At 45.6% G+C, this 21,410-nt stretch carries 22 protein-coding genes and 1 tRNA gene; 8 read left to right on the top strand and 15 right to left on the bottom strand.

Annotated features, from left to right (window positions below):
- Positions 1-4: 4 nt before the first annotated feature.
- Complete coding sequence (locus tag VIS94_17475) at positions 5-277, bottom strand: acylphosphatase (protein HEY9162870.1); 273 nt, start codon at positions 275-277, stop codon at positions 5-7.
- Complete coding sequence (gene ligA / locus VIS94_17470; GenBank protein HEY9162869.1) at positions 274-2,268, bottom strand: NAD-dependent DNA ligase LigA; 1,995 nt, start codon at positions 2,266-2,268, stop codon at positions 274-276. Before ligA ends, VIS94_17475 begins: the two co-directional genes overlap by 4 nt.
- 184 nt (positions 2,269-2,452) lie before the next feature.
- Here ligA and hfq point away from each other — a divergent pair, with 184 nt between their 5' ends.
- Entirely contained in the window at positions 2,453-2,689 is a 237-nt protein-coding gene (gene hfq / locus VIS94_17465; protein ID HEY9162868.1) for an RNA chaperone Hfq, read from the top strand.
- The gene (locus VIS94_17460; protein ID HEY9162867.1) at positions 2,686-3,777 is read left to right on the top strand and encodes a hypothetical protein; all 1,092 of its coding nucleotides are present in this window, start codon (positions 2,686-2,688) and stop codon (positions 3,775-3,777) included. The genes hfq and VIS94_17460 overlap by 4 nt, the downstream gene beginning before the upstream one ends.
- Before the next feature lie 296 nt (positions 3,778-4,073).
- On the opposite strand, the gene VIS94_17455 is transcribed toward VIS94_17460, so the two are convergent.
- The 4 genes from VIS94_17455 to VIS94_17440 form a co-directional block, all read right to left on the bottom strand.
- Positions 4,074-4,829 (bottom strand): SDR family NAD(P)-dependent oxidoreductase, encoded by a 756-nt coding sequence (locus VIS94_17455; protein ID HEY9162866.1) that lies wholly within the window; start codon positions 4,827-4,829, stop codon positions 4,074-4,076.
- Between the two features lie 7 nt (positions 4,830-4,836).
- Entirely contained in the window at positions 4,837-5,910 is a 1,074-nt protein-coding gene (locus VIS94_17450) for a phosphotransferase family protein (protein HEY9162865.1), read from the bottom strand.
- A 13-nt stretch (positions 5,911-5,923) separates the two neighbouring features.
- Positions 5,924-7,117, bottom strand: a complete 1,194-nt coding sequence (locus tag VIS94_17445) for an acyl-CoA dehydrogenase family protein (protein HEY9162864.1) — start codon at positions 7,115-7,117, stop codon at positions 5,924-5,926.
- An 89-nt stretch (positions 7,118-7,206) separates the two neighbouring features.
- Positions 7,207-7,914 (bottom strand): histidine phosphatase family protein, encoded by a 708-nt coding sequence (locus VIS94_17440; GenBank protein ID HEY9162863.1) that lies wholly within the window; start codon positions 7,912-7,914, stop codon positions 7,207-7,209.
- Positions 7,915-8,003: 89 nt separating this feature from the next.
- Between VIS94_17440 and VIS94_17435 the strand changes: the two genes are divergently transcribed.
- From VIS94_17435 to VIS94_17425, 3 genes are all read left to right on the top strand, one after another.
- Positions 8,004-8,786 carry an electron transfer flavoprotein subunit beta/FixA family protein gene (locus VIS94_17435; GenBank protein ID HEY9162862.1) on the top strand — a complete coding sequence of 261 codons (783 nt, stop codon included), beginning with the start codon at positions 8,004-8,006 and terminating at the stop codon, positions 8,784-8,786.
- Positions 8,774-9,661, top strand: coding sequence for an electron transfer flavoprotein subunit alpha/FixB family protein (locus tag VIS94_17430; protein ID HEY9162861.1), 888 nt, complete (start codon positions 8,774-8,776; stop codon positions 9,659-9,661). Before VIS94_17435 ends, VIS94_17430 begins: the two co-directional genes overlap by 13 nt.
- Positions 9,662-9,770: 109 nt before the next feature.
- Positions 9,771-12,866 carry a WG repeat-containing protein gene (locus VIS94_17425; GenBank protein HEY9162860.1) on the top strand — a complete coding sequence of 1,032 codons (3,096 nt, stop codon included), beginning with the start codon at positions 9,771-9,773 and terminating at the stop codon, positions 12,864-12,866.
- 21 nt (positions 12,867-12,887) lie between these two features.
- On the opposite strand, the gene VIS94_17420 is transcribed toward VIS94_17425, so the two are convergent.
- A tRNA-Val gene (locus VIS94_17420) sits at positions 12,888-12,962 on the bottom strand.
- A gap of 213 nt (positions 12,963-13,175) precedes the next feature.
- Here VIS94_17420 and VIS94_17415 point away from each other — a divergent pair.
- From VIS94_17415 to VIS94_17405, 3 genes are read left to right on the top strand one after another with little or no spacing between them, the layout of a single operon-like run.
- Complete coding sequence (locus VIS94_17415; protein ID HEY9162859.1) at positions 13,176-14,024, top strand: fumarate hydratase; 849 nt, start codon at positions 13,176-13,178, stop codon at positions 14,022-14,024.
- A complete protein-coding gene (locus VIS94_17410) occupies positions 14,015-14,608 on the top strand; it encodes a FumA C-terminus/TtdB family hydratase beta subunit (protein ID HEY9162858.1) in 594 nt (197 codons plus the stop codon). Before VIS94_17415 ends, VIS94_17410 begins: the two co-directional genes overlap by 10 nt.
- Positions 14,609-14,620: 12 nt before the next feature.
- The gene (locus tag VIS94_17405; protein HEY9162857.1) at positions 14,621-15,406 is read left to right on the top strand and encodes a glucose 1-dehydrogenase; all 786 of its coding nucleotides are present in this window, start codon (positions 14,621-14,623) and stop codon (positions 15,404-15,406) included.
- Between the two features lie 396 nt (positions 15,407-15,802).
- On the opposite strand, the gene VIS94_17400 is transcribed toward VIS94_17405, so the two are convergent.
- The 8 genes from VIS94_17400 to VIS94_17365 form a co-directional block, all read right to left on the bottom strand.
- Positions 15,803-16,213, bottom strand: coding sequence for a hypothetical protein (locus VIS94_17400; GenBank protein HEY9162856.1), 411 nt, complete (start codon positions 16,211-16,213; stop codon positions 15,803-15,805).
- A gap of 9 nt (positions 16,214-16,222) precedes the next feature.
- Complete coding sequence (locus VIS94_17395) at positions 16,223-16,813, bottom strand: hypothetical protein (protein ID HEY9162855.1); 591 nt, start codon at positions 16,811-16,813, stop codon at positions 16,223-16,225.
- A gap of 32 nt (positions 16,814-16,845) precedes the next feature.
- Positions 16,846-17,520, bottom strand: a complete 675-nt coding sequence (locus VIS94_17390) for a hypothetical protein (GenBank protein HEY9162854.1) — start codon at positions 17,518-17,520, stop codon at positions 16,846-16,848.
- 161 nt (positions 17,521-17,681) lie between these two features.
- Positions 17,682-18,101, bottom strand: coding sequence for a hypothetical protein (locus VIS94_17385; protein HEY9162853.1), 420 nt, complete (start codon positions 18,099-18,101; stop codon positions 17,682-17,684).
- Positions 18,101-18,304, bottom strand: coding sequence for a hypothetical protein (locus VIS94_17380; protein HEY9162852.1), 204 nt, complete (start codon positions 18,302-18,304; stop codon positions 18,101-18,103). The genes VIS94_17385 and VIS94_17380 overlap by 1 nt, the downstream gene beginning before the upstream one ends.
- A gap of 377 nt (positions 18,305-18,681) precedes the next feature.
- Positions 18,682-18,918 carry a CopG family antitoxin gene (locus VIS94_17375; protein HEY9162851.1) on the bottom strand — a complete coding sequence of 79 codons (237 nt, stop codon included), beginning with the start codon at positions 18,916-18,918 and terminating at the stop codon, positions 18,682-18,684.
- Entirely contained in the window at positions 18,915-19,202 is a 288-nt protein-coding gene (locus tag VIS94_17370; GenBank protein HEY9162850.1) for a BrnT family toxin, read from the bottom strand. Before VIS94_17370 ends, VIS94_17375 begins: the two co-directional genes overlap by 4 nt.
- A 213-nt stretch (positions 19,203-19,415) precedes the next feature.
- Positions 19,416-21,242, bottom strand: coding sequence for a serine hydrolase domain-containing protein (locus VIS94_17365; protein HEY9162849.1), 1,827 nt, complete (start codon positions 21,240-21,242; stop codon positions 19,416-19,418).
- Between the last annotated feature and the right edge of the window lie 168 nt (positions 21,243-21,410).

Below are 21,410 nucleotides of genomic sequence, written 5' to 3'. Positions count from 1 at the left end.
CCTTTCAATACCTGATGCTGAATGTGTTCAATGAGGGGTCAGCCGGGACCTCGGTATAATCAACACCTGCAACATATGCACCGGGAGGGCCCTGATAACACCATGAGAGAAGTCTGTCGACCTTATCTTCCGGCCCCTGCGCCAATACTTCAACAGTTCCGTCTGAGAGGTTTCTTACCCAGCCCGCAACCCCGATCCTTCTTGCCTCATCACGGGTGGCTGCTCTGAAGCACACGCCCTGAACTCTCCCGGAAACATTAACCTGTATGGCCTTCATGACCTGTCCCCCACGATATCAAGAAACGCCTCCTCGTCCAGAATCTGAATCCCAAGCTTGATTGCCTTGTCCAGTTTTGAACCCGGGTCAGCACCTGCAACAAGATAATCAAGCTGTTTTCCAACGGAATCGACGACTATTGCTCCATGAGCCTCAGCCATTTTCTTCGCATCGGACCGGGCCATCTTATCAAGGGTTCCTGTAAAGCAAATCCTTTTGCCTGATATTAAAGAAGTTGTTACAGCAGGTGCAATATTATCATTGACCGGCAGAACACCTGCATCAAGAAGCCTTCTTATCTCTGCTCGATTGTCGCTGTTGCTGAAAAAATTGTGAATGGATGCAGCAACCTCCCTGCCAATACCCCTGACAGAAGAAAGATCGTCCATTCCGGCATTCATGAGATCATCAAGAGATTTGAACCTCCTGGCCAGGTCGGACGCAGTCGTGGTCCCGACATGCCTGATTCCGAGCGCATATATGAACCTGCCAAGAGATACGGTTTTGCGTGAAGATATAGCAGAAAGGAGGTTGTTTGCAGAAAGCTCTGCAAATCCTTCCAGTTTGAGCAGGTCGTTTTTCGTAAGAGTAAAAAGCCCAGAGGCGTCGCTTACATGAAGTATATCCACTATCTGTTCAACAATCCTTCCGCCTAAGCCCTCGATGTCAAAGGCGTCTTTTGATGCAAAATGGTAAAGCCTCTCCTTGATGATAGCCGGACACGACATGTTGATGCATCTGTAGAAAACGCCTTCAACCTCGACAAGAGAGCCGCAGACGGGACAGGCCTCTGGCATCTTGAATTCCCTCTGAGTTCCGTCCCTTTTTGAAACAACAGGGGAAACCACCTCCGGGATAACGTCTCCGGCACGCTGGATAAGAACCGTATCTCCTATCATCAGACCTTTTCTTTTTATTTCATCGAGGTTATGCAGAGTGGCCCTGCTTACTGTCACGCCGCCCACATGCACAGGTTCCAGTATTGCTACAGGCGTCAAAGTTCCGGTACGCCCCACCTGAACCTCGATGTTTTTAAGAACAGTCGTTGCCTGTGTGGGAGGAAACTTGAATGCTATGACCCAGCGGGGTGATTTCGCCTTCACACCAAGACTCTCCTGAAAGCTTATGCTGTCGACTTTTACGACTACCCCGTCCATTTCGTAAGGCAGACCCTCCCTGATATCTTTCATATGATCAATATAAGCCATGACTTCATCAAGCCCGGCACATATCCTGCGCTCATTGTTGACCCTGAAACCTGCCCCTGAAAGTATGTCGAGAACTTTGAACTGTGATGGCGACAATTCAGCCGGTTCAGAAACGCCGTACGCAAAGAACACGAGCGCACGCTGAGCCGTTATGCGCGGGTCCAGCTGTCTCAAGGAACCTGCGGCGGCATTTCTCGGGTTTGCAAAAACAGGTTCGCCTTTTTTCATGCGGTCATCGTTAAGGGCTTTGAATGCATCCTTAAGCATTACAACTTCCCCTCTTACCTCCAGCAGGTCACTGCCCGATATATCTATTTTTAACGGTATGCTTTTAATGGTCCTCAGATTGTTTGTTACATCCTCCCCTGCCAGACCGTCACCGCGGGTTCCGCCTCTTACAAGGATCCCTTTCTCATAAACAAGCTCCACAGCAAGGCCGTCGAATTTCGGTTCGCAGCAATAGGAAATATCCGATACTCCGAGCCACTTCCGTACCCTCTCATGAAAAGCCCTTAATTCGTCTTCATCCATCGCATTATCTATGCTTAAAAGAGGTACCCTGTGAACCATCCGTGCAAACTCCGAAAGCGGGGCGCCCCCTACCCTCTGAGTCGGGGAGTCGCTTGTAATCATTCCGGGATTGGCTTCTTCAAGGGCAATGAGTTCCCTCATAAGCTCATCATATTCGCCGTCCGATACCTCAGGCGAATCGATCACATAATACCGGTAATTATGGTGATTTATGATTCTTCTCAACTCATCGATACGTTTTATTTCATCCATATTGACATTTTATAAATCTTGTCAGAACATGTAAACCTGATAAAAAATAATTTTCATTTAAAGAAAATATCAACACTCGCCGAAATATTGTTTCATAAATTAAATAAAACAGCTTGATTTTGTTGGGCGCTTGATAAATAGAAGTAAGGCGTTTAATACAATCTATTAAGACAAGGAGATTGTTATGGCAAAAGTTGTATTCAATGTTCAGGACCAGTTTTTAAATCAGGCCAGGAAAGAAAGAGTTTCAATCGTGATAACGCTTCTTGATAATGTAAAAATGGAAGGGCATGTCAAAAGCTTCGACCCGTTCTGCATACTTCTGCAGACCGACAAGCCAGTCCTGATTTACAAACATGCAGTGGCAAGCATCGAACCTCTGGAGGTAAACTCCAAACTGAAGGATTTCCTCGCAGGATGACCCCAACAAAGAGTCTAAAGGCGGCCGTCATTCTGGCCGCCTGCCTCTTAACAGCCTTACCTTCATACTCTGCCGAAATAATTCTTACATCTCAAGGAACGGGAATAATCAACAGCCCAAGTATACAGAAGGCGGAGGAGGCGGCGAAACAGGACGCCTATTCCAAGGCTATAACCAAGCATGCCCTCAAGCTTGTCCCTCAAAGTTCCGTCTATGCCGTTTTGAACAAGCTTCCCGGACTTATAACCGAGCGCGGTATGCAGGATGCCACAGTGATAAGGCTTGTTTCAAAAAACCGGCAGGCAAATGTAGTCTATGCAACCTATGAATTCACGATGAAAGACGACTTTCTGAAACAGTGGATTTCAGCAAACAGATTCGACATACCCGCCGAGTTCAGGCCCAGGATAATCCTTGCTGTTACAACAAATTCCCCAAGTGAAAAAAACCGTGAATGGTGGAACTCTACAGGAAATAAGAAATATTCGGTCTTTGAATCAAGACTTGCAACGGAGCTTTCCCAGTGGGGAGAAAACGTGTTCATGGAAGCGCCGGAATCAAGGGCGGCAGGGGCAGACCCGATAATGATTGCGTCATTGTTCAAGGCCGACCTTCTTGTTTCGGGCAGTATAAGGATACAGTCCCTGGGCGGTTCAATGAATCAGTGCATTCTGAAGCTGAACCTGGTCAATGTCTCGAGCAAATCGGTGATCGGTTCGTGGAACCTTTCAAAAAAGGCGGAAATGCCGGTAAATGACATGTACGGTCTTGTAATTTCATCCATCCTGGACGATCTCAGGCAGAAGATCGACCAGAAGATAACAGCCGTCTCAACCCCTGCATTCGTAACCGCTATCTGTATTGATAACATTAGAAATCATGAGTCATACCAGAGGGTTTATGACGCACTTGCCTCAACTGATGGCATAATGGAGATTCAAATAAGCAGCATTTACGGACATTCAATATGCCACACCGCCAAGATCAAGGGTACGCTCGAAGATATAATGCTCAGTTTCAAAAACAAAAACCTCCCGGGCATCGATATTCAGATAAAAGACGATTCCGCCCGGCTGATAATCGAGTAGAAAAACCATATTCTTTTTTAGCCTTTTGTATGGATAACTTGTCATGCCTTACAGCACAGCTGGTATTAACAGGTATGAACATATTCAGAAGAAATCATATTCACCACGAAGGACACGAAGAGTTCGAAGATAATAAATATTGAGAGTATAATCGGTTTTCTATAAGTCCTTAGAAGCTTTTCTTCGTGACCTTCGTGCTCTTCGTGGAAAAAAATCATTTAAGAAATTGAACATAGAGTTCGTTAATCCTGGATCAAATATGAGTCCGGATTAGTATGTTATCTCACCACTCACCACTAGTTTCTTACCGTCATCCCTCCGTCAACCACCAGCGAGTGACCTGTAATAAATGATGAATCTTCAGAGGCAAGGAAGAGTGCCGCGCCTGCAATGTCTTCAGGCTTTCCGATTCGTTTGAGAGGCACAGCCTTTATCATCTTCTGCCTGTATTCATCCGAGCTTATAAGCGGAGCCAGCATGTCGGTCTCGATGGGCCCCGGACAAATTGCGTTTACCGTGACCGAGAACCTCGCAAGCTCCATGGCATTGGCCATTGTGAGGCCTATGACCCCGGACTTTGTCACGCAATAGACAGGGAGGAAGGCTGATCCGCGTATGCCCTCGACTGAAGATATGTTTATGATCCTGCCTCTGCCGCTCTTCTTAAGATAAGGAACGCACGCCCTCGTCACACGCATGACCCCTGTCAGATTGACACCGAAGGCGCGGTCTATCTCGGCATCGGATATCTGCTCCATATAGCCTATGGTACCTGTTCCCGCGTTGTTCACAAGGACATCTATTCCGCCCATCAATTCTGCGGCCTCTGCTGCAAGACGCCTCACATCATCCTCTTTTGAGACGTCTGCTATTGTACCGGAGGCTTTACCGCCTGATGCATTTATCTCAGCCACGGTATTTTCCAGCTTCTCTTTATTAATATCAGAGATGAACACGGATGCACCTTCGGAAGCGAACCTTACTGCAATAGCTTTGCCTATGCCTGATGCTGCGCCTGTTATGACTGCTTTGACACCTGCAAGTTTCATCATTCCACCTTTATAGTTTTGATTTTTCGATAACAGCTTTTGCCGTTTCATCAAGTATCTGAACCGCGAATTTGAGCATGCCGAAGCGTTCATCTTTTGTCTGGCCGTTGTAGAAGCGGTAATAAATCTGCTGGGCGATCACTGCGAGCCTGAAGAGACCGAAGATATAATAATAATCGAAGTTCCTTATTTTGATGCCCGAGCGTTCCGAATACCTTTGAACAATCTCTTCACGGGTCATCATGCCGTCGATATTGGTAGGCATAAGCCTTATCATGAGCATGTTGGGCGAATCGTTCTTCTCAACCCAGTAGGCGAGCGAACTTCCAAGGTCCATGAGCGGGTCGCCTATGGTCGCCATCTCCCAGTCGAGCACGCCTACGATTTTTAGAGGATCATCCTTGTCAAGCACAACATTGTCAAACTTGTAGTCATTGTGGATTATGCCCGGCTTAGAACTGTCCGGCGGCATTTTTTCGGCAAGCCATGCCATTACCTGTTCGAAATCGGGCACATCCGGCGTCCTTGCCTTCCTGTACCTTTCACTCCATCCTTCAATCTGTCTTTTTACATAGCCCTCGGGCTTTCCATAAGAATCAAGGCCGATGGCATGATAATCGATAGAGTGCAGGTCGAGCTGGATATCGATGAGGTTTTCCGAGAGCATTCTTGCCTGAGATGCTGACAGGTTCATGCCCCTGGGCAGGTCTTTTCTCAGGATAATTCCCTTGAGCCGTTCCATTACATAAAAGGGGCAGCCCATCACGCTTTCATCTTCAGAATAAAGTATGGCCTCCGGACAATACGGGAACACGGGTTTGAGCGCCTTCAGCATCCTGAACTCCCTCCCCATGTCATGCGCCGATTTTGCCTTTGTTCCGAATGGAGGCCTTCTCAGAATCATTTCCTTATCGCCTGAAGTGACAAGATATGTAAGGTTTGAAAACCCGCTGGGGAACTGTTTGATCTCAAGCTCTCCGGCAAGTCCCGGGATCGAGTCCCTCAGAAAAGCGCCCACCTTTTTAAGGTCTATCTCCTCGCCCTGCCTGATATCCTTCGGCTTGTCGATATAGTCATCGCTCATTTCTTATCCCTTTTCATGCGTAGTTTTTCAAGGCCCTTCTGCCGAAGGAGACCTTGTGAACCTCATCTGCTCCGTCATATATCCTGGCCGCCCGTTCATGGCGGTAGAAATATGCCAGTATGGTGTCATCGGTCATGCCGAGCCCCCCGTGCACCTGCAGTGCGCGATCGATGACGCGCTGCATGGCGTTCGCGACAACGAATTTTATGAGCGCTATATCGTCTCTGGCGGCCTTTGCACCTTCGGTCTCTATTTTCCATGCCGCATGAAGGGTCATGAGTCTTGCCGCCTGTATGTCGGCGGCGCTTTCGGCTACCCATGTCTGGATGATCTGCTTCGAGGCCAGAGTTTTCCCGTCAGGTGATATAAGCCTCTTGGCTGCACGGCTGCACATGAGGTCATAAGACCTTGCACATATGCCCAGCCATCTCATGCAGTGATGGATCCTGCCCGGTCCGAGCCTTTCCTGCGCGATCACGAAGCCCCACCCTTCAGGCCCGAGCAGGTTCTCCTGCGGCACCCTGCACGACTGGTACAGGATCTCCGCGTGGCTCGCGTAATCGCTGCCTTCATGACCCATTACCGGGATGTTGCGCACGAGGTTGAAGCCGGGAGTATCGGTAGGCACGATTATCATGCTGGCCCGCATGTACGGTGACTGTTCAGGGTTGGTAACTGCCATGACTATTGCGAACTTCGCACCGTCCGCCGAACTCGTGTACCATTTCTGGCCGTTTATCACATAATCACCGCCATCCTTTACAGCGGTCGTATCCATCATTACAGGGTTCGAGCCGGGAAGCTCCACCTCGGTCATCGAGAAGCAGCTCCTGATCTTGCCCTCGATAAGGGGCTTCAGGTATTCCTCCTTTTGCTTTTCGGTGCCGTATTTGTGCAGTATCTCTATATTGCCGGCATCGGGAGCCTGGCAGTTGAAGACATAATGCCCGAGAGGTGTGCGGCCCAGTTCTTCGGACACAAGCGCATGCTCCATCAGGTCAAGCCCCATGCCGCCGTATTCCTTTGGGTGATTGGGCGCCCAGAGCTCCATCTGCTTGACCGCCCTGCGTTTCTCTTCCAGGACCGGAAGCATGTCCCTGAACTCCTTGTTTACAAATTCAGGTTCAAGGGGGATCAGTTCATTGTCGACGAATTCACGGATCATGGAAAGGATGGCCTGCATTTTTTCTGTCACGGTAAAATCCATTCTGACCTCCATCGGCTTGATTAAGAAATGATATGCCTATGTTATTTTTTGCGCAAGCACTGCTGCATCAAACTCAATATTTTTCAAACTCATCTGAAAGTAATCATTTCCCTGTATCCGTCTTCGAGATGCGGCCAGGCATTGAATGTTCTGAGGGTGATGCGCTCCTCATTATAGACAAGCTTCGAAACCGAAGTATTTGCGATCTGCCAGCAGAGATGCTGGGCCGCCTCATCACCGATGCCTGTCACATCCTCTATGCAGGCCGAAATCGTGCCGCCGGATGCAACAATGAGAATAGTCTTACCGCCGCCATAAACGGAAGTTATTCTGGAAACTGCGAGAGAAACACGAGTCTTAACAGAATTCCAGCTTTCAATGCCCTCACATGCGTCCCCCTTTGACACCCACTTCAACATGGAACGCTCAAATATTTTCTGAAACGCCTTGCGGTCTGTAAAGATCTTATCAAATGAGCTTTTTATCGCCGGGTCTTCTTCAATCAGTTCAGGGGCCAGAGCCGTTATGATGGATTTCGAGTCATACTCGTTGAATTCCGGCATGACATCAAGCTCAGGCAGGCTTATGCCGCTTAAGGCGAATTCATTAATGATGATTTCGGCAGTCCGTAACTGCCTGTCCATACTGCCCGAATAAACAGCGTCGAATGTTACCCCGGTCTTTATGAAATATCGCGCGAGAATTCCCGACTGTTTTATGCCTACATCCGAAAGCACATCATAATTTGCCTTTCCGAATGACGCCTGTCCGTGCCTTACAAGGTATATCATGCTCATTTAATGATTCATGCGGTAAAGTCATGGTCATGTCAAGCAGCAGCCCATAAAGGCTTGCCTTTTAATAATGAGAATGCGAACATTAACTCATGAATATACTCGTCTGCATAAAGGAAGTCCCTGACACCGGCTCACAGATAACGCTGGATGAAAGAGGCAAATGGATAGATGAATCGAAGGCTTCCTTCAGGATGAACCGCTATGACGAGCATGCACTGGAAGAAGCGCTCAAGATAAAGGACATCCTGCCTGACACTGCGGTGCATGCGCTGACCTTCGGCCCGGCAAGAGCCGCCCGTACCGTTAGAAGGGCCCTTGAGACAGGAGCGGATGAGGGTTTTCATGTTCTCTCTCCTGAAGGTTTTGCAGATGCACCATCCACTTCGGCGGCCATATCAGCTCATGCAAAAGCGCATTCATACGATTTGATTCTCTGCGGTGTAATGTCCGAAGACAGTATGCAGTCTCAGGTCGGGCCCATGATTGCGGCGATGATTGATGTACCGTTCACAGTACAGGCCGTTTCAATAAAAATTGATCCAGAGATCAGTCATGCCACAGTCGAACGCGAACTGAGCGGTTCAAGAAGACAGATGCTCAGGATAAAACTGCCGTGCCTTATTACCGTCCAGACTGGCATTAACCGGCCCAGGTACCCGTCACTGAGCAATGTATTAAGGGCAAGGAAGCAGCCTTTAAATACGTTCAAACCGGATCTTGACCTTAAACAAGATGACAGCTTCACCCTTCATTATCCTGACGTATCCTCAAAAGGCACCTTCATAGAAGGAACACCCGAGGTCAAGGCCGGTCGTCTGGTGCAGATCCTGAATGAGCATTCTCTTGTCAAGGTGAGACCATGTTTGCTGTAATCCTTACGGAATCGGGATGTGATTCACGTGAACCTGCAGCACTCGCTTCGCTTCTGGGTGCTGACATGACCATGCTATTGAGCCTCCCTGATGATTTTGAATGCAATCCCGAAGCCTTAATGAACAATGCGGTGATACTGTTTAAAGAACTGGGACCGGATGCCATAATATTCCATGAAACATCGAGCAGTTCGGGCATGGCAGCGTTTCTTGCGGCAAAGCTCGGCGCTTCATGCTTTACAACAGTGACGGGAATTAACATGAAGAGCGGTTCACCAAGGCTTCTGCGGCCTTTCCTTGGCGGAAAGGCTGTAATTGAGGTAATCCCGAAATATCCCGCAATCATATCCATAATGCAGGGAGTATTCAAAACAGCTGATACCACTCCCCTGCCCCCGGCATCAGACTTGCCTTATCCTTCATTGGGGGAAATTACCCTTGAGTACGGAATAAAAAGTCTGGAAATATTCAATAAGGACTCATCGGAAACGGGTTTGCCCATAACAGAAGCTGATGTCATAGTATCGGCAGGCCGCGGCATCGGAAAGCCTGAAAACCTGGAGCTTATAAGGACGCTGGCCGGGCTGTTTTCCCGCTCTGCAGTTGCGGGCTCAAGGCTCGTCATAGATGCGGGCTGGCTGCCGTACAGAAACCAGGTCGGCCTCACGGGAAAAACCGTCAGACCAAAGCTCTACATCGCATGCGGCATATCGGGTTCGCCCCAGCACATTGCCGGGATGAAAGATTCGTCCCTGATAGTATCAATCAACAAAGACCCTCATGCGGCAATATTCAATTATTCCCATTACTGCATTGTGGAAGACCTGGAAAAGTTCCTTCCTGTCCTTATAGAGGAATTGAGCAGGGTGTCATAGTTTCCAGTCGGCCCCTTCCATATCAGTGATATATCTGCCAGGACATATAATAAAGAAATAAGCATCTCCTGACGAAAAGCATTATAACCCGATATTTCAGGAGGAAAAGATGAACCATACAACCAAAGGAATTTCCTCATGGAAGATAAGCCTTCTCATTATACTTCTTCTTGTTTCATCGCTTTCCGTCCATGCAGCTGAACCTGCAGGCAAGCCAGAAACAGTAAGCACAGTCGAGAAGCTGCTCAGCTTCGCTGGCGGGCTTGCGGGCGTAAGCTCGGGCGGTCAGTGGGGATTCATCAATACTGCGGGCAAGGTTGTAATCAAATTCATCTTCAAGGAAATCGGATCGTTCGATACCGACCTTGCCCCTGCAAGGGTCGATAAGGAAAAATGGGGATACATAAACAAAAAAGGGCTTTATGTCATAAATCCGAAATATGACGGCGCCAGGCCATTCAGGGGCGGCTACGCTCCTGTCAAAAAGGGAAATGCATGGGGAATGATAGACAAGAAGGGCAGGCTGGTCATCGACTATTCGTACCAGGATCTCAAGGGTTTCAATTCGGGCCTGGCTCCGGCGAAACGCGTTGGCAAATGGGGATTCATAAACAAGAAAAACAAGTTTGTCCTGGAAAGGCTCTGGCTGGATGCAGGTGAATTTCAGGAGGGTCTGGCTCCGGTAAAGAACCTCGAAAACCAGTGGGGTTTTATTGACACCAACGGGGAGTTATACATTGAAGCACAGTTCGACGAGGCCGGAGAGTTCAGCGAAGGCCTCGCCCCGGTGAGGGTTGAGAGTAAGTGGGGATTTGTTGATAAGAAAGGCAGATACAAGATCAACCCCCAATATGAGGATGCAAAACAGTTCAGTGAAAAGCTCGCTGCAGTAAAAGAAAACGGCAAATGGGGTTATATTAATCCAAAGGGCCGGGATGTAATCACCCATCAGTTTGACGAGGCGGCTGATTTCTCGGACGGTTTCGCACTTGTCCAGAAAGACGGCATGGCATTTTATATTGATACCGAAGGTGTAAAGACGCTCGATGTAACAGTTAAAACAGCAACAGCGGCAGCGCTTGAGGCTGAAGCTGTCCGTTCGACGCAGAATCCGCCACAGAAACCATCCGCAGGCAATGGTTTCGGCAGCGGAAACAACGCCGCCAGAATTGACAATTACCTGTTTTATGAAGAAGAGTTCAGCGAACTCCTCAAGTGCGGCCTTGATGACAACGGCTGGCCGGGAGCGTGCAGTGTTGTTACAAAACTGGTGCGGGTTCCGGGCGGAGAAATGACATGCCAGTACGGCAGTTCAATGTTCGTGCTGGACAGCAGTGAGCCCGGAAAGCTTGTTTTAAAAGAATATTCAAACCTGGATGATTTCAAAAGCTCTAAAGTAACGGTCTTTTCTGACAGCGATACTGAAAACAGTCTCAAAGTCTGTCCTGTGGTTGACGATGATTACTTCTATGTACTGTCTGTAAAAGACGGCAAAACTTCTAAGTCATACAGGCTCTGGAAATATTCACGTACAGATCCACGAGCAGAATCGATTTCCGGCAACGAAATTACGGTAGATGACAGCAATTATGAAGTAAGGATAAGAAGGATCCCGGATACGAACAGCATAGGCGTTTTCATAAGGACTTCCAGAACTGATAAAGACAATAATCAGCATGTCGCGCTGAATTGCTATGCCGTCAACCTGGACACCATGAAGAACAGCACACCTGTGCGCAAAGACGATGTGTTGATAGATCGTGCTCCCTATAATGACAAATGGATGAGCGATGTATGCTATGCAACCGTTGACGGAAAAGTGGGTTTTGTAACCGGCTTCTGTTTCAATGAAACAAAACTTTCTCCAAGATACGATATTTTTTTCATACCCGTTTACACTTCTGACGAAGCTCTGGAAAATTTTTATTTCAGCGGCGATTCAATCGTGAGCGTCAAAAAAATGTTTAATTTCGAAAGGCTTCCATCTCTCATGTACCATAACATCGGTTTCACACCATCTAAGAAAATGGAAGAAGGATTTGCCGACGAGCTGCGTTATCTGGACAGATACTGGTACGGCCATGGCCCGGACTGGAGGGCAATCACGGATTCAGGGCTGAAATTCATATCATCCGAAGAAGAAGACAAGAATTATAAAACCTTCAGTCTCGGCAGGTTCAGGCCTGTAGGAGTTGTTTTCGGTGTTCCGCCAAGGTATGACGACAAGACGGCAAATGCCAGCAGATTCACGCTTGCAACTACTTCGAGTGATGTAAGCAGCATGATTTATGCATCCACATTCGGCACCGCATCGACAACGAACAAGGAGTGGAAGTCTGCGAATATGAGTTTCATGAGGTCAAGCATGCTTTCAAAAAGCGTAATCGACAGCACGACAAAACAGATTGATCTCTATGCTTCACAGACCGTCTCAATAGAATCCTACGGGAAAAACAGCGCATGGATCATTGGAGCGCCCACATATATAAACTATTACCTCTATGAAACCAGAAACAAGGACGGCAAAGAGCCTTTAAAGATAATGTCTCCCAAAGGCGCCGTTGATTTTATCAGCCAAACGGTACTGCCTGTCGTGCTTCCGGCTGACACCAGCAAGTATTCCTATCTGTGCTATGACATCAGCAATCCGGATTCAGCGGATGCTGTTTTCGGCGGGCTTGATGCAAGCTGGAATGAAGTCGTCAAGGGCCTGCCTGCGTTTTATGCGAATGACGACATCGAAAAATGGGTAAAGGACGACAGGGGCGATCTCTGGTATCAGAACTCTCTGTCCAATAAGAAATACGATGTGAAAGTCATCAAGGTAAACACGGCCACCAGCGAAACCGACAGGTTTACGATTACGGACACGAAGAGGAATATCGAGAGTAAAAGCAAGAAAGTAAGACTGAAGCTCCCGTTCGTAAAAGAGCGCTTTGTCAATGTTACGAACGCCACAAGCACAACACTTTCAGACAGGAACGAATGGATCTGGGATTATCAGATGATAAAGTACAAGGATATCGGCAACCCGAAGCAGATAACCGACACGATCTACCTTTTCCTTCCTAAAGAAGGTGCTACTGCAGCCGACCTGCCCTGGAGCTCTGATTTCATGAAGGAAAACAACATCGTAACTTTTGCCATATGCTACGGAGTCAATTACGGGATCATGAAGGATGCCGGTAACGATGCTGCAAAGTAGGATATGTACATTTTGAAAGGCTGGTGGGTCGTACTGGGATTGAACCAGTGACTTCTACCGTGTGAAGGTAGCGCTCTCCCGCTGAGCTAACGACCCGTTTACGATTCTTCGTGTTTAATCAGTACAGCTTTTTTATGTCAAGGAGATTTTAGCTTATGAGCTTGCAGCTGTTGAGCTGATTAGCTGTTAAGCAGATTTATAAAATTTTCAGATTTTGCTTAACAGCTTATCAGCTATCTCTACTATTAACATAGTAAAATTAGCACCTTTGTGATAATCATAACGTCTATGGAGAATCTTTATCCCAACATGCTTGAGCTTGTAAAAAAGGCCAGCATCGTTATTTCCGATGATGTTCTCTCATCGCTTGAAAATGCCCTTCAGAATGAAAGCATGTCTTCGCTTGCATATGAGACTCTGGATACAATCATCAAAAGCGCCGGGCTTTCTGAAAATAAAAACCTGCCGATCTGCCAGGATACCGGTTCCATATTCGCAGTGATTCGCTCCGACGCGGCTGTCGCAACAAAAATAAGGAAGTCTTTGATCAAGGCCATAAGAGAACTTACCCGTGACGGTATCCTAAGGCAGAACTGCGTAAATTCGCTGACTGGTAAAAACACGGGCGACAATACAGGCGAGCATGTCCCTCAAATCCATTTCGAACCATACGGCGGACAGACACAGGTGAGTCTGATGCTCAAGGGCGGCGGATCGGAAAATGTCAGCACACAATACAGCCTGCCGGATGTAACGCTTAATGCAGGCAGAGACCTTGAAGGCGTAAGGCGATGCGTGCTCGATGCCGTGTTCAGGGCCCAGGGCAAAGGCTGTGCGCCTGGTATTCTCGGAGTCTGCATCGGAGGTGACCGGGCATCCGGTTATCATGTCGCAAAGGAGCAGCTTTTCAGAAGGCTCGATGATACAAATCCAGATGAAGTGCTTGCAGGGCTTGAAAAGCTTCTGCTTGAAGAGGCGAATAATCTGGGGATAGGCCCTATGGGGCTTGGCGGAAAGACAACGCTGCTGGGCGTAAAGATTGCCGGGATATGCAGACATCCTGCAAGCTATTTCGTGACAATAAGCTATTCGTGCTGGGCAACAAGAAGATACACTGTGGTACTCAACGAGACCGGGGGTATCGTTAAATGGATATAAAACACATAACATCCCCTTTCAGTGAATTCACTGTCAGGTCGCTGCACATAGGCGACGGCGTGCTCTTGAGCGGGACAATCGTCACGGCCAGGGATGCCGTGCACAAGCATCTTGCATCGACGGGAGCTTCGCCTCTAAGCATTAAAGGCATGGTTATCTATCATTGCGGCCCTGTAACTGTCCAAACAGGGGACTCATGGAATGTCATGGCCGCAGGCCCTACCACATCCATACGAGAAGAGCCCTATGAAGCCGATATCATCGAAAAATTCAGGCCGGCCGCCATTATGGGAAAAGGCGGCATGGGCAGGCATACGCTCGAGGCCATGAGAAAGTCGGGCTGCGTCTACCTCAACGCCACAGGCGGCGCTGCGGCATATCTTGCAGGATGCATAAAATCCGTGAAGGATGTCTTTTTTCTTGACGAGTTCGGACAGCCTGAAGCCATGTGGGTTATGGATGTAACCGGCTTCCCTGCCATAGTAACAATGGATTCTTTCGGAAAATCGCTTCACGATGAAATAGAAACCGTTTCCAGAAAAAACCTGGAAAAGCTTTTAAACAGCAAAACAAAACACGATTGAGGAGGAAATACCATGAACGTAAAAGATTTATTCGACCTTAAAGACAAGGTTTCCATAGTAACAGGCGGCGGCAGGGGCATAGGCTCGTTCATCGCCAAAGGGCTTGCGGAAGCGGGCAGTAATGTTGTCATTGCCTCGCGCAAACTTGCGAATTGTGAAAAAGAGGCAGCCGAACTGTCGGCCCTTGGCGTGAAATCGCTTGCCGTCAAATGCGACATGGGATCTGAAGCTGATATAACAGCGCTGGTTGACACGACGATGAAGGAATTCGGACGCATTGATGTTCTCGTAAACAATGCCGGTGTGACCTGGGGCGCGCCGACGCTTGATTTTCCGCTGGACGCCTGGGACAAGATATTCAGCGTGAACACGAGAGGCGTATGGATAATCTGCCAGAAGGTTGCGAGGATCATGAAGGATCAGGGAGGCGGCAAGATGATAAACGTGTCGTCCATTTACGGCTCACGCGGCTCCATGGAAGAGGCGCATCCTGCAGTCGCCTACAACCCTTCAAAGGCAGCAGTCGAAGTCCTTACGAAGAATCTTGCCGTTAAACTTGCCCGCTACAAGATATATGTCAACTGCATGGCGCCAGGCTTCTTCAAGACCGACATGATGGCCTATGTCTTCAAGCCTGAAATGAAGCCAATACTTGACGCAATAGTAAATGAAATTCCGCTCAGGATGTGGGGCGACGAGGACGAAATCAAAGGCCTGGCGGTTTTCCTGGCATCCAATGCCTCGAACTATATCACCGGCGGCATATTCCCGGTCGATGGAGGATTAGGAGCGAAATAATAATAGTTTGTAAACTGATGAGCTGTTGAGCAGAATCAAAAAAGGCTTTGCTTGACAGCTTATTTTACATTGTTTGCAATCTGATCTGACAGATAGACAATACTGATTATGACATTCTCTGAAACAAAGCCTTCGGCACCTGGATAAATGCGTAGATTTCAGCAGGATATGATAAGTTTCCGTGGTTTTATTAAACTGATAATCAATCGCAGATATGAGCAGTTTGAGATGTTTCATGGAAGATGTTATTTTTTTAATATTTGCAAGGATAAAGGTCTGACACGGCTTAATTTTGACATCATATTCCAACATTAGAAGACCTCCTTTCCCTAATTCATAATTAAAGGGAAATCATTTGTTATAATTTTATTGCTATTTGCCACAGTGGACTTTCCTTTACCGGCTGAGAACATAGTTTCTGTTGCAGAAAGCGCACTGATAATGAAAGTCAGTGGTCACCCTGCATCTTTTTTTTGAAAGGTTCATCCTGCTTATAATTTCGTCCACCAGTTCATGATTGTCTATTATGCACCTGTCAAGATATACGAAGAACATCCGATCTTTTATAGAGTAAACCACCCTTCCACGCGGGTAATAGTCATAATCTGTTTCTGTGATTGTATGTCTAATCCCTTCTGAAAGGCATACCTCCTGAAGCGCTTCCCAGAATTCGCTGTGGGCACGCGGATGGTCAATATAATCTGAAGTTTTTTCTGCTTCGTTAACAGAAGTGCTGTCAATGAGTACCTGGCCCTCAACTGAAAATATAATGCCGACTTTTGGTTTGTCTTCTTTAGTTTTGTTCATATTGATCAACTATATTTGGCTCTCTGAACTCACAATTATACTTGGTGCTTTTTTAGCATTTTCATCATTACTAAGAAGTGACATTATTCCAATATAGTCACTCGCAGGTTCAATAACCTCACCTCTCTGTTCATATAGTTTTTCAGCATCATCATAATGATTTGATTTTTTTTCGTTATCAGGTCTTCCTTTAAATGATAAAAAACCTTCATAAAGATATACTATTTTTTTATCATCTTTATGATCATGTATTTTTTTGAGTAACATCAAAGCAGCTATCAAGACAGAGCTACCTGATCCAGTGTACCAATATCTTGTTTTTTCCCCATCTTTTTCTTTTGGTTTTTCACGCCCTTTTGGATTTCCTTTTTCATCTAGATAATATGATAATGGTGCTTCGATTATTAAGCCTATTTTATTTTTCTCTTCCTTGGCGAATGATTTAAATTCATCAAATAAGTTACCATAAATAATATTTTCTTTTTTACCTTCTGGATAAAAAATTCCACAGGTTTTATTCTTAGTTGAAAAGCCCATATCTATGGAAAACCATAATTCAATCTCTTTGATATCTTTTTTTTGTCCTGGAATGATCTTCATGCTTTCTCCTTTTCATATTGTAGATTTTGAACTTAGTCTTTCTTAAATACCAGTCCATTACTCATCAAATCGTCAAACAGCTTTCTGTACCTGTCTCTCTTTGTCACCATGGGTGAATGACACATTGCATCACCCCCGCTGGAATAGTTGAAGGATGATGAATAAAATCTAAAATCACCCTTACCTAGAAATCTCCCAACAAAACCATCGATTTCTTCATCGGAATAAACTCCCATGTCTGTAATCGAACCGTCATGATGAATAATTTTAACAAATCCGTCTATATCCTTGATTAGGAAATCTCTGCCGTTCTTGCTAATTTCATTTGACAGGAAGCTGAAAAAATCACCTATCTTTTCATTTTTTAAAGCATACACAAGCTTTACTGATATGTGTTCAAGTTCTTCATTTATTTTGCAATATCCACCATCAAGGGAATAAAATCCCCACGGGAAATATCTTCGGTTGCGCCAGTCGCACAATTTGTTTTCAAACAAAATATCCTTTCTTGCAGATTCCAGTCTTGAAAATGCTTCGTCAGACTGATCCTTAAAAAGGGGAATTATTGCAAAAACATAATCTTCACTGCCAGCTACCTCGAAAGCTCTTTCGAGGCTCAAGTCATCAATTTTCTGAATGTATGCAACGATATCATGTATTACATTTGTGTTTGCTTCCCGGTTACCATACCTTCTTAAAAATTCCATATATCGCTTCTCCTGATATTCATCGTTGAACATTATGCGACAAGCTCTTCAGCACCCCGGATACTCTAAGATGTCTCTTCATTTTCTGGTATAATCAAGCGAGAGTTCGATTGGCATCGATCATTATTACACTTTTGAGCCATTACCTAGGGCCCCTTTTTTCATCGGGTAAATTTCATTAAGGTTACTCTGTCACATTTAACATCTGAAATACTCAGCTGGTTGATGAACACCTCCGATTGTCCTGAGGTCCTGTCACAGGTCCCGTCCTGCATCCCTGAAATCCATGCTTCGATCCTTGCTCTAGTGTTTTCATCAAGCTGCCAGCATTGTATCTTCCAGCCGTCAGGCTTTTTACCATGCCTGATTCTTATCCATCCTTTTTTTATAAGCGCCAGCATTATCCTGTTTCTTGCCTTACCTTCATGACCCACGGGTTCACTCTCTTTGAGGAATTCCAATTTTACCTCATCTGTCGTAAGCTCGAATCTTTCGGGCATATCTATAATCTCCTGAATGTGCGTCCTCCCGACAGGCAGGATTGCACCTTCAGGATCGATCCAGTAGGCTTCATTTTTCATTAAGCTGTCTCGGAATTTCTAAGGGCATTGACAGACTTCCTTACCGACATTGCAAGCCTTCGTTCCTGAATGGATGCCTCTTTGAAATGTCGCCTCGGGTTTCCGCATGTCCAGCATGAGCATGGTGTTGGGGTTCTTGCCACCTTTCCCAATTCAGGATCTTCAAGTTTATGCCCCCACCAGTATTCACCACGCTTTTTCATTAGACGGCGGCGATGATGTCTTCTCACTGCTCGTTTCTGATCTTTCAACATGCAAGAACTCTTTTCAGATAAGCCGGACATTTCTTCAGTCATGTTTCACCTCGCCTAAGCGTTTCATACTTTCCATTGCCATACTTTCTCCGAAGTCATTTTTTAAATTCTTATATATAAGACCTTGAGGAGTGAAAGGCTTGTACCATTAAAATAATTATTTTTTTCTAATCTTTTGGTTGGCTGTGGAACTTATCGAAATGATAGGGTTTAATTTATTTTGAAAAACTTCAATCTCATATCAGCGGAAAACAAAGGGTGCCTGGTCTTTATTCTTGAAAAAATTAATCAGTTGTTCCATTTCGCGGCCAGACACAGAGATATTCCTAAACCGTTGCTTGTCCGGATTGATTCCAACTGATTAAAGGTTCCTTCTTCATCTCAACGCATTCTTTAAGATACAAGTTAATAAGATTCTGATAAGGCATACCTGTTTTTTTGGAGAGCTGCTTAAAATATTCAATAGTGGTTTTTTCTAGCCTTATAGTAACCTGGGATTTAAGGTCCTTAATATAAGGATTCCTTTCACCTTTCATTTTACTGAAATCATACTCTTTTCTCATACGCGCTCCTTCCAGTAGGCATCTTCTTCATTCTTTGTGGCCTTTCTGGCTGAAATAATTCTTATGACCGAGTCATCCTTCAAATAACAATGACATACTACCAGAATCCTCAGTGTTGCACTTATCCCCAGCATTATGAATCTATCTTCTTTATCTGAATGGTCTGGATCAAAATATCTGATTGCATAATCATCCAGAAAAACTGTTTCCGCTTCTTCAAAGGAGACATCATGCTTCTTCATGTTAGACAGGTTCTTTTTAGGGTCCCATGAAAATTCTGTCATAATTAATTTATAATTATCATATATTGTTCAGTCAAGTTCTATTTCTGAATCATTGAATTGAATTCTTCAAATGGTGACCATCTAAATATCAGGTCGTATCTATCATGGTCAAACCGAGGGACGCTGATGATAATATGAATATTAAATTTGTTGTCATATTATCATCAGCGTACTCTACATGACACCACATGACACTTATCCATTTAGTTTGCTTCACTGTACCTTTTTAAATGAAAGCCCGATATAGCTCATGGTATCTTCATTAATTTTGACAATTTCCCCGGATCCGGCAATACGAGCCAGATTCTCCGAGAGAGGGACAAGCAGCAGTTGTCCTTCCCCGATCCAGGTATTTATCTTGATCATGGGCCATCCGTCCTTTTCGAAAAAAGACAGCCTATTCGACGGCAGATAAAGTTTCAGTATATCCGGATAAGTCTCATTCCCGTCAAGTGCCCATATGCCATAATAGCGGTTGTAAGACTTGGGAATAAGGTTTTTCCGGTAATGATGGAGTGGAATGGAAAATGTAGATTCGCCTTCCTGTGCTTCCATATACAGGAATTTATCCCCATTGCGGTTGTTCGCGAACCTGAACCGTATACTTTCATATTCGGTAAACCGTGCGACATCCAAATCCATGAAGAGAATTCGAAGTACCGGTTTGAAAACGCCATCACCTTCCGGAATAAGAAGGGCCGCAGGGCCTTTAAATTTCGCGTATAATCCATTTTTCTTCAGAAAAATATCGACAATAGGGCCAAAACCCTCATATCGCCCGCACAAGGATTCATAATCCTCTGTGAATTTTATCTCTTTATTTTCACAAACAGGATATTGGGTGTCGGTGACCCTGTATAAATCAATGATGCCACCAAGTCCCCTTGCGATGATTTCCATGTTCGCTTTCCATCCGACAGACGAATTCGTGAGGATCACTATTCCGAGTCTTTCTTCTGGAATGTAAGTCATCGCAGAGGAAAAACCGTTGATATTGCCACTTCCGGATATTGTCGTACGTATGCCTTTGAACTGATAGGAATTCAAATACCATCCGGAAGAGTATATGTTCGTGTTATCATAAAACGTGTCGATGGTGAGATCAGCATTCTTCATGATTGAACCCACTATGCGGCTGCTGTTAAATTCTGCATTTGAAGCATTGGAACTTGAGGACAAAAACCTCAAGAACACAGTAAGATCCCTGAGTGTGCTGTACAGACCGCTCGCAGGCTTGTCTTCGTTGTCAATCCTCGATATCTCCGTATTTCCATTATGCCCCTTGGACATATGAGCAGCGATTTCATCAGTATAAAGAAAAGAGGTCTGGCGCAGACCAAGCGGTTTAAAAACCTCTTTTTCGATATATTTTTCAAATCGTTCACCGGTAACCCTCTCGATCATGATTCCAAGGAGCCGGTATCCGACATTCGAATACTTTGAGGCGGAGCCCGGCTTGAAACAGAGGTATTCATCCTTTATTTGAGAGAGAAGTTCGGTATCGGATTGAATTTCCTTGCCGTTATCACGCAGGTAATAGTCAATCATAAGCCCGGACGTATGTGTGAGAAGATGATTCACCGTGATCGTGGTTTCACCACCATCAAGGTTTTTGATGGAAAAATCGGGGATATATTTCCTTATATCGGCATTGAGATCGATTTTACCCTGTTCTATGAGTTTAAGTATCGCCAGTGCAGTAAAGGATTTTGTGAGCGAGCCGATCATGAAATAAGTGTCTTCTGTTATGGGAACTTTCTTTCTGGTATCTGCATACCCGTAGCATTGCGAAAATATAACGCGGCCATCATGTACCAAAGCGACGGCCGCACCGGGGATCCGTTGCTTCTCCAGGTTAACTCTGATATTTTCGTCAAGTGCGCTTATCGCGCCTTCAGGATCTCCATTGTTGAAGGCAGGTCGATCCGGATGCAGGGAACTGCAATTTATCGAAAGAAGGCATGAAAAAATCAATAAAAAAACAATTGAGGGCAACCGTTTTATGGTTATCGCGAAAGCTGAATAATCTGAGAGTATCACCCTAACACTCTAATAATCTTGCATTAAAATTTCAATAAGAATGTTTTAAACATTATCTATTGGGAGTTTGAAAGCTTGATTTTCAAACTTATCCGGTTAGTTATCTGACATCAAAATATTAAAAATCGCAGGAGTCTGTGTTTTTTATCATGGTTTTCATATATTCCA

The sequence above is a fragment of the Desulfomonilia bacterium genome (genome assembly GCA_036567785.1).
GTDB lineage: Bacteria > Desulfobacterota > Desulfomonilia > UBA1062 > UBA1062 > DATCTV01.
This window is presented reverse-complemented; position numbering and strand designations above follow the sequence as displayed.

Coding starts and splice junctions, on each gene's coding strand:
- VIS94_17475 (HEY9162870.1), bottom strand. CDS start 277: ATGAAGGCCATACAGGTTAATGTTTCCGGGAGAGTTCAGGGCGTGTGC.
- ligA (HEY9162869.1), bottom strand. CDS start 2,268: ATGGATGAAATAAAACGTATCGATGAGTTGAGAAGAATCATAAATCAC.
- hfq (HEY9162868.1), top strand. CDS start 2,453: ATGGCAAAAGTTGTATTCAATGTTCAGGACCAGTTTTTAAATCAGGCC.
- VIS94_17460 (HEY9162867.1), top strand. CDS start 2,686: ATGACCCCAACAAAGAGTCTAAAGGCGGCCGTCATTCTGGCCGCCTGC.
- VIS94_17455 (HEY9162866.1), bottom strand. CDS start 4,829: ATGATGAAACTTGCAGGTGTCAAAGCAGTCATAACAGGCGCAGCATCA.
- VIS94_17450 (HEY9162865.1), bottom strand. CDS start 5,910: ATGAGCGATGACTATATCGACAAGCCGAAGGATATCAGGCAGGGCGAG.
- VIS94_17445 (HEY9162864.1), bottom strand. CDS start 7,117: ATGGATTTTACCGTGACAGAAAAAATGCAGGCCATCCTTTCCATGATC.
- VIS94_17440 (HEY9162863.1), bottom strand. CDS start 7,914: ATGAGCATGATATACCTTGTAAGGCACGGACAGGCGTCATTCGGAAAG.
- VIS94_17435 (HEY9162862.1), top strand. CDS start 8,004: ATGAATATACTCGTCTGCATAAAGGAAGTCCCTGACACCGGCTCACAG.
- VIS94_17430 (HEY9162861.1), top strand. CDS start 8,774: ATGTTTGCTGTAATCCTTACGGAATCGGGATGTGATTCACGTGAACCT.
- VIS94_17425 (HEY9162860.1), top strand. CDS start 9,771: ATGAACCATACAACCAAAGGAATTTCCTCATGGAAGATAAGCCTTCTC.
- VIS94_17415 (HEY9162859.1), top strand. CDS start 13,176: ATGCTTGAGCTTGTAAAAAAGGCCAGCATCGTTATTTCCGATGATGTT.
- VIS94_17410 (HEY9162858.1), top strand. CDS start 14,015: ATGGATATAAAACACATAACATCCCCTTTCAGTGAATTCACTGTCAGG.
- VIS94_17405 (HEY9162857.1), top strand. CDS start 14,621: ATGAACGTAAAAGATTTATTCGACCTTAAAGACAAGGTTTCCATAGTA.
- VIS94_17400 (HEY9162856.1), bottom strand. CDS start 16,213: ATGAACAAAACTAAAGAAGACAAACCAAAAGTCGGCATTATATTTTCA.
- VIS94_17395 (HEY9162855.1), bottom strand. CDS start 16,813: ATGAAGATCATTCCAGGACAAAAAAAAGATATCAAAGAGATTGAATTA.
- VIS94_17390 (HEY9162854.1), bottom strand. CDS start 17,520: ATGGAATTTTTAAGAAGGTATGGTAACCGGGAAGCAAACACAAATGTA.
- VIS94_17385 (HEY9162853.1), bottom strand. CDS start 18,101: ATGAAAAATGAAGCCTACTGGATCGATCCTGAAGGTGCAATCCTGCCT.
- VIS94_17380 (HEY9162852.1), bottom strand. CDS start 18,304: ATGAAAAAGCGTGGTGAATACTGGTGGGGGCATAAACTTGAAGATCCT.
- VIS94_17375 (HEY9162851.1), bottom strand. CDS start 18,918: ATGAGAAAAGAGTATGATTTCAGTAAAATGAAAGGTGAAAGGAATCCT.
- VIS94_17370 (HEY9162850.1), bottom strand. CDS start 19,202: ATGACAGAATTTTCATGGGACCCTAAAAAGAACCTGTCTAACATGAAG.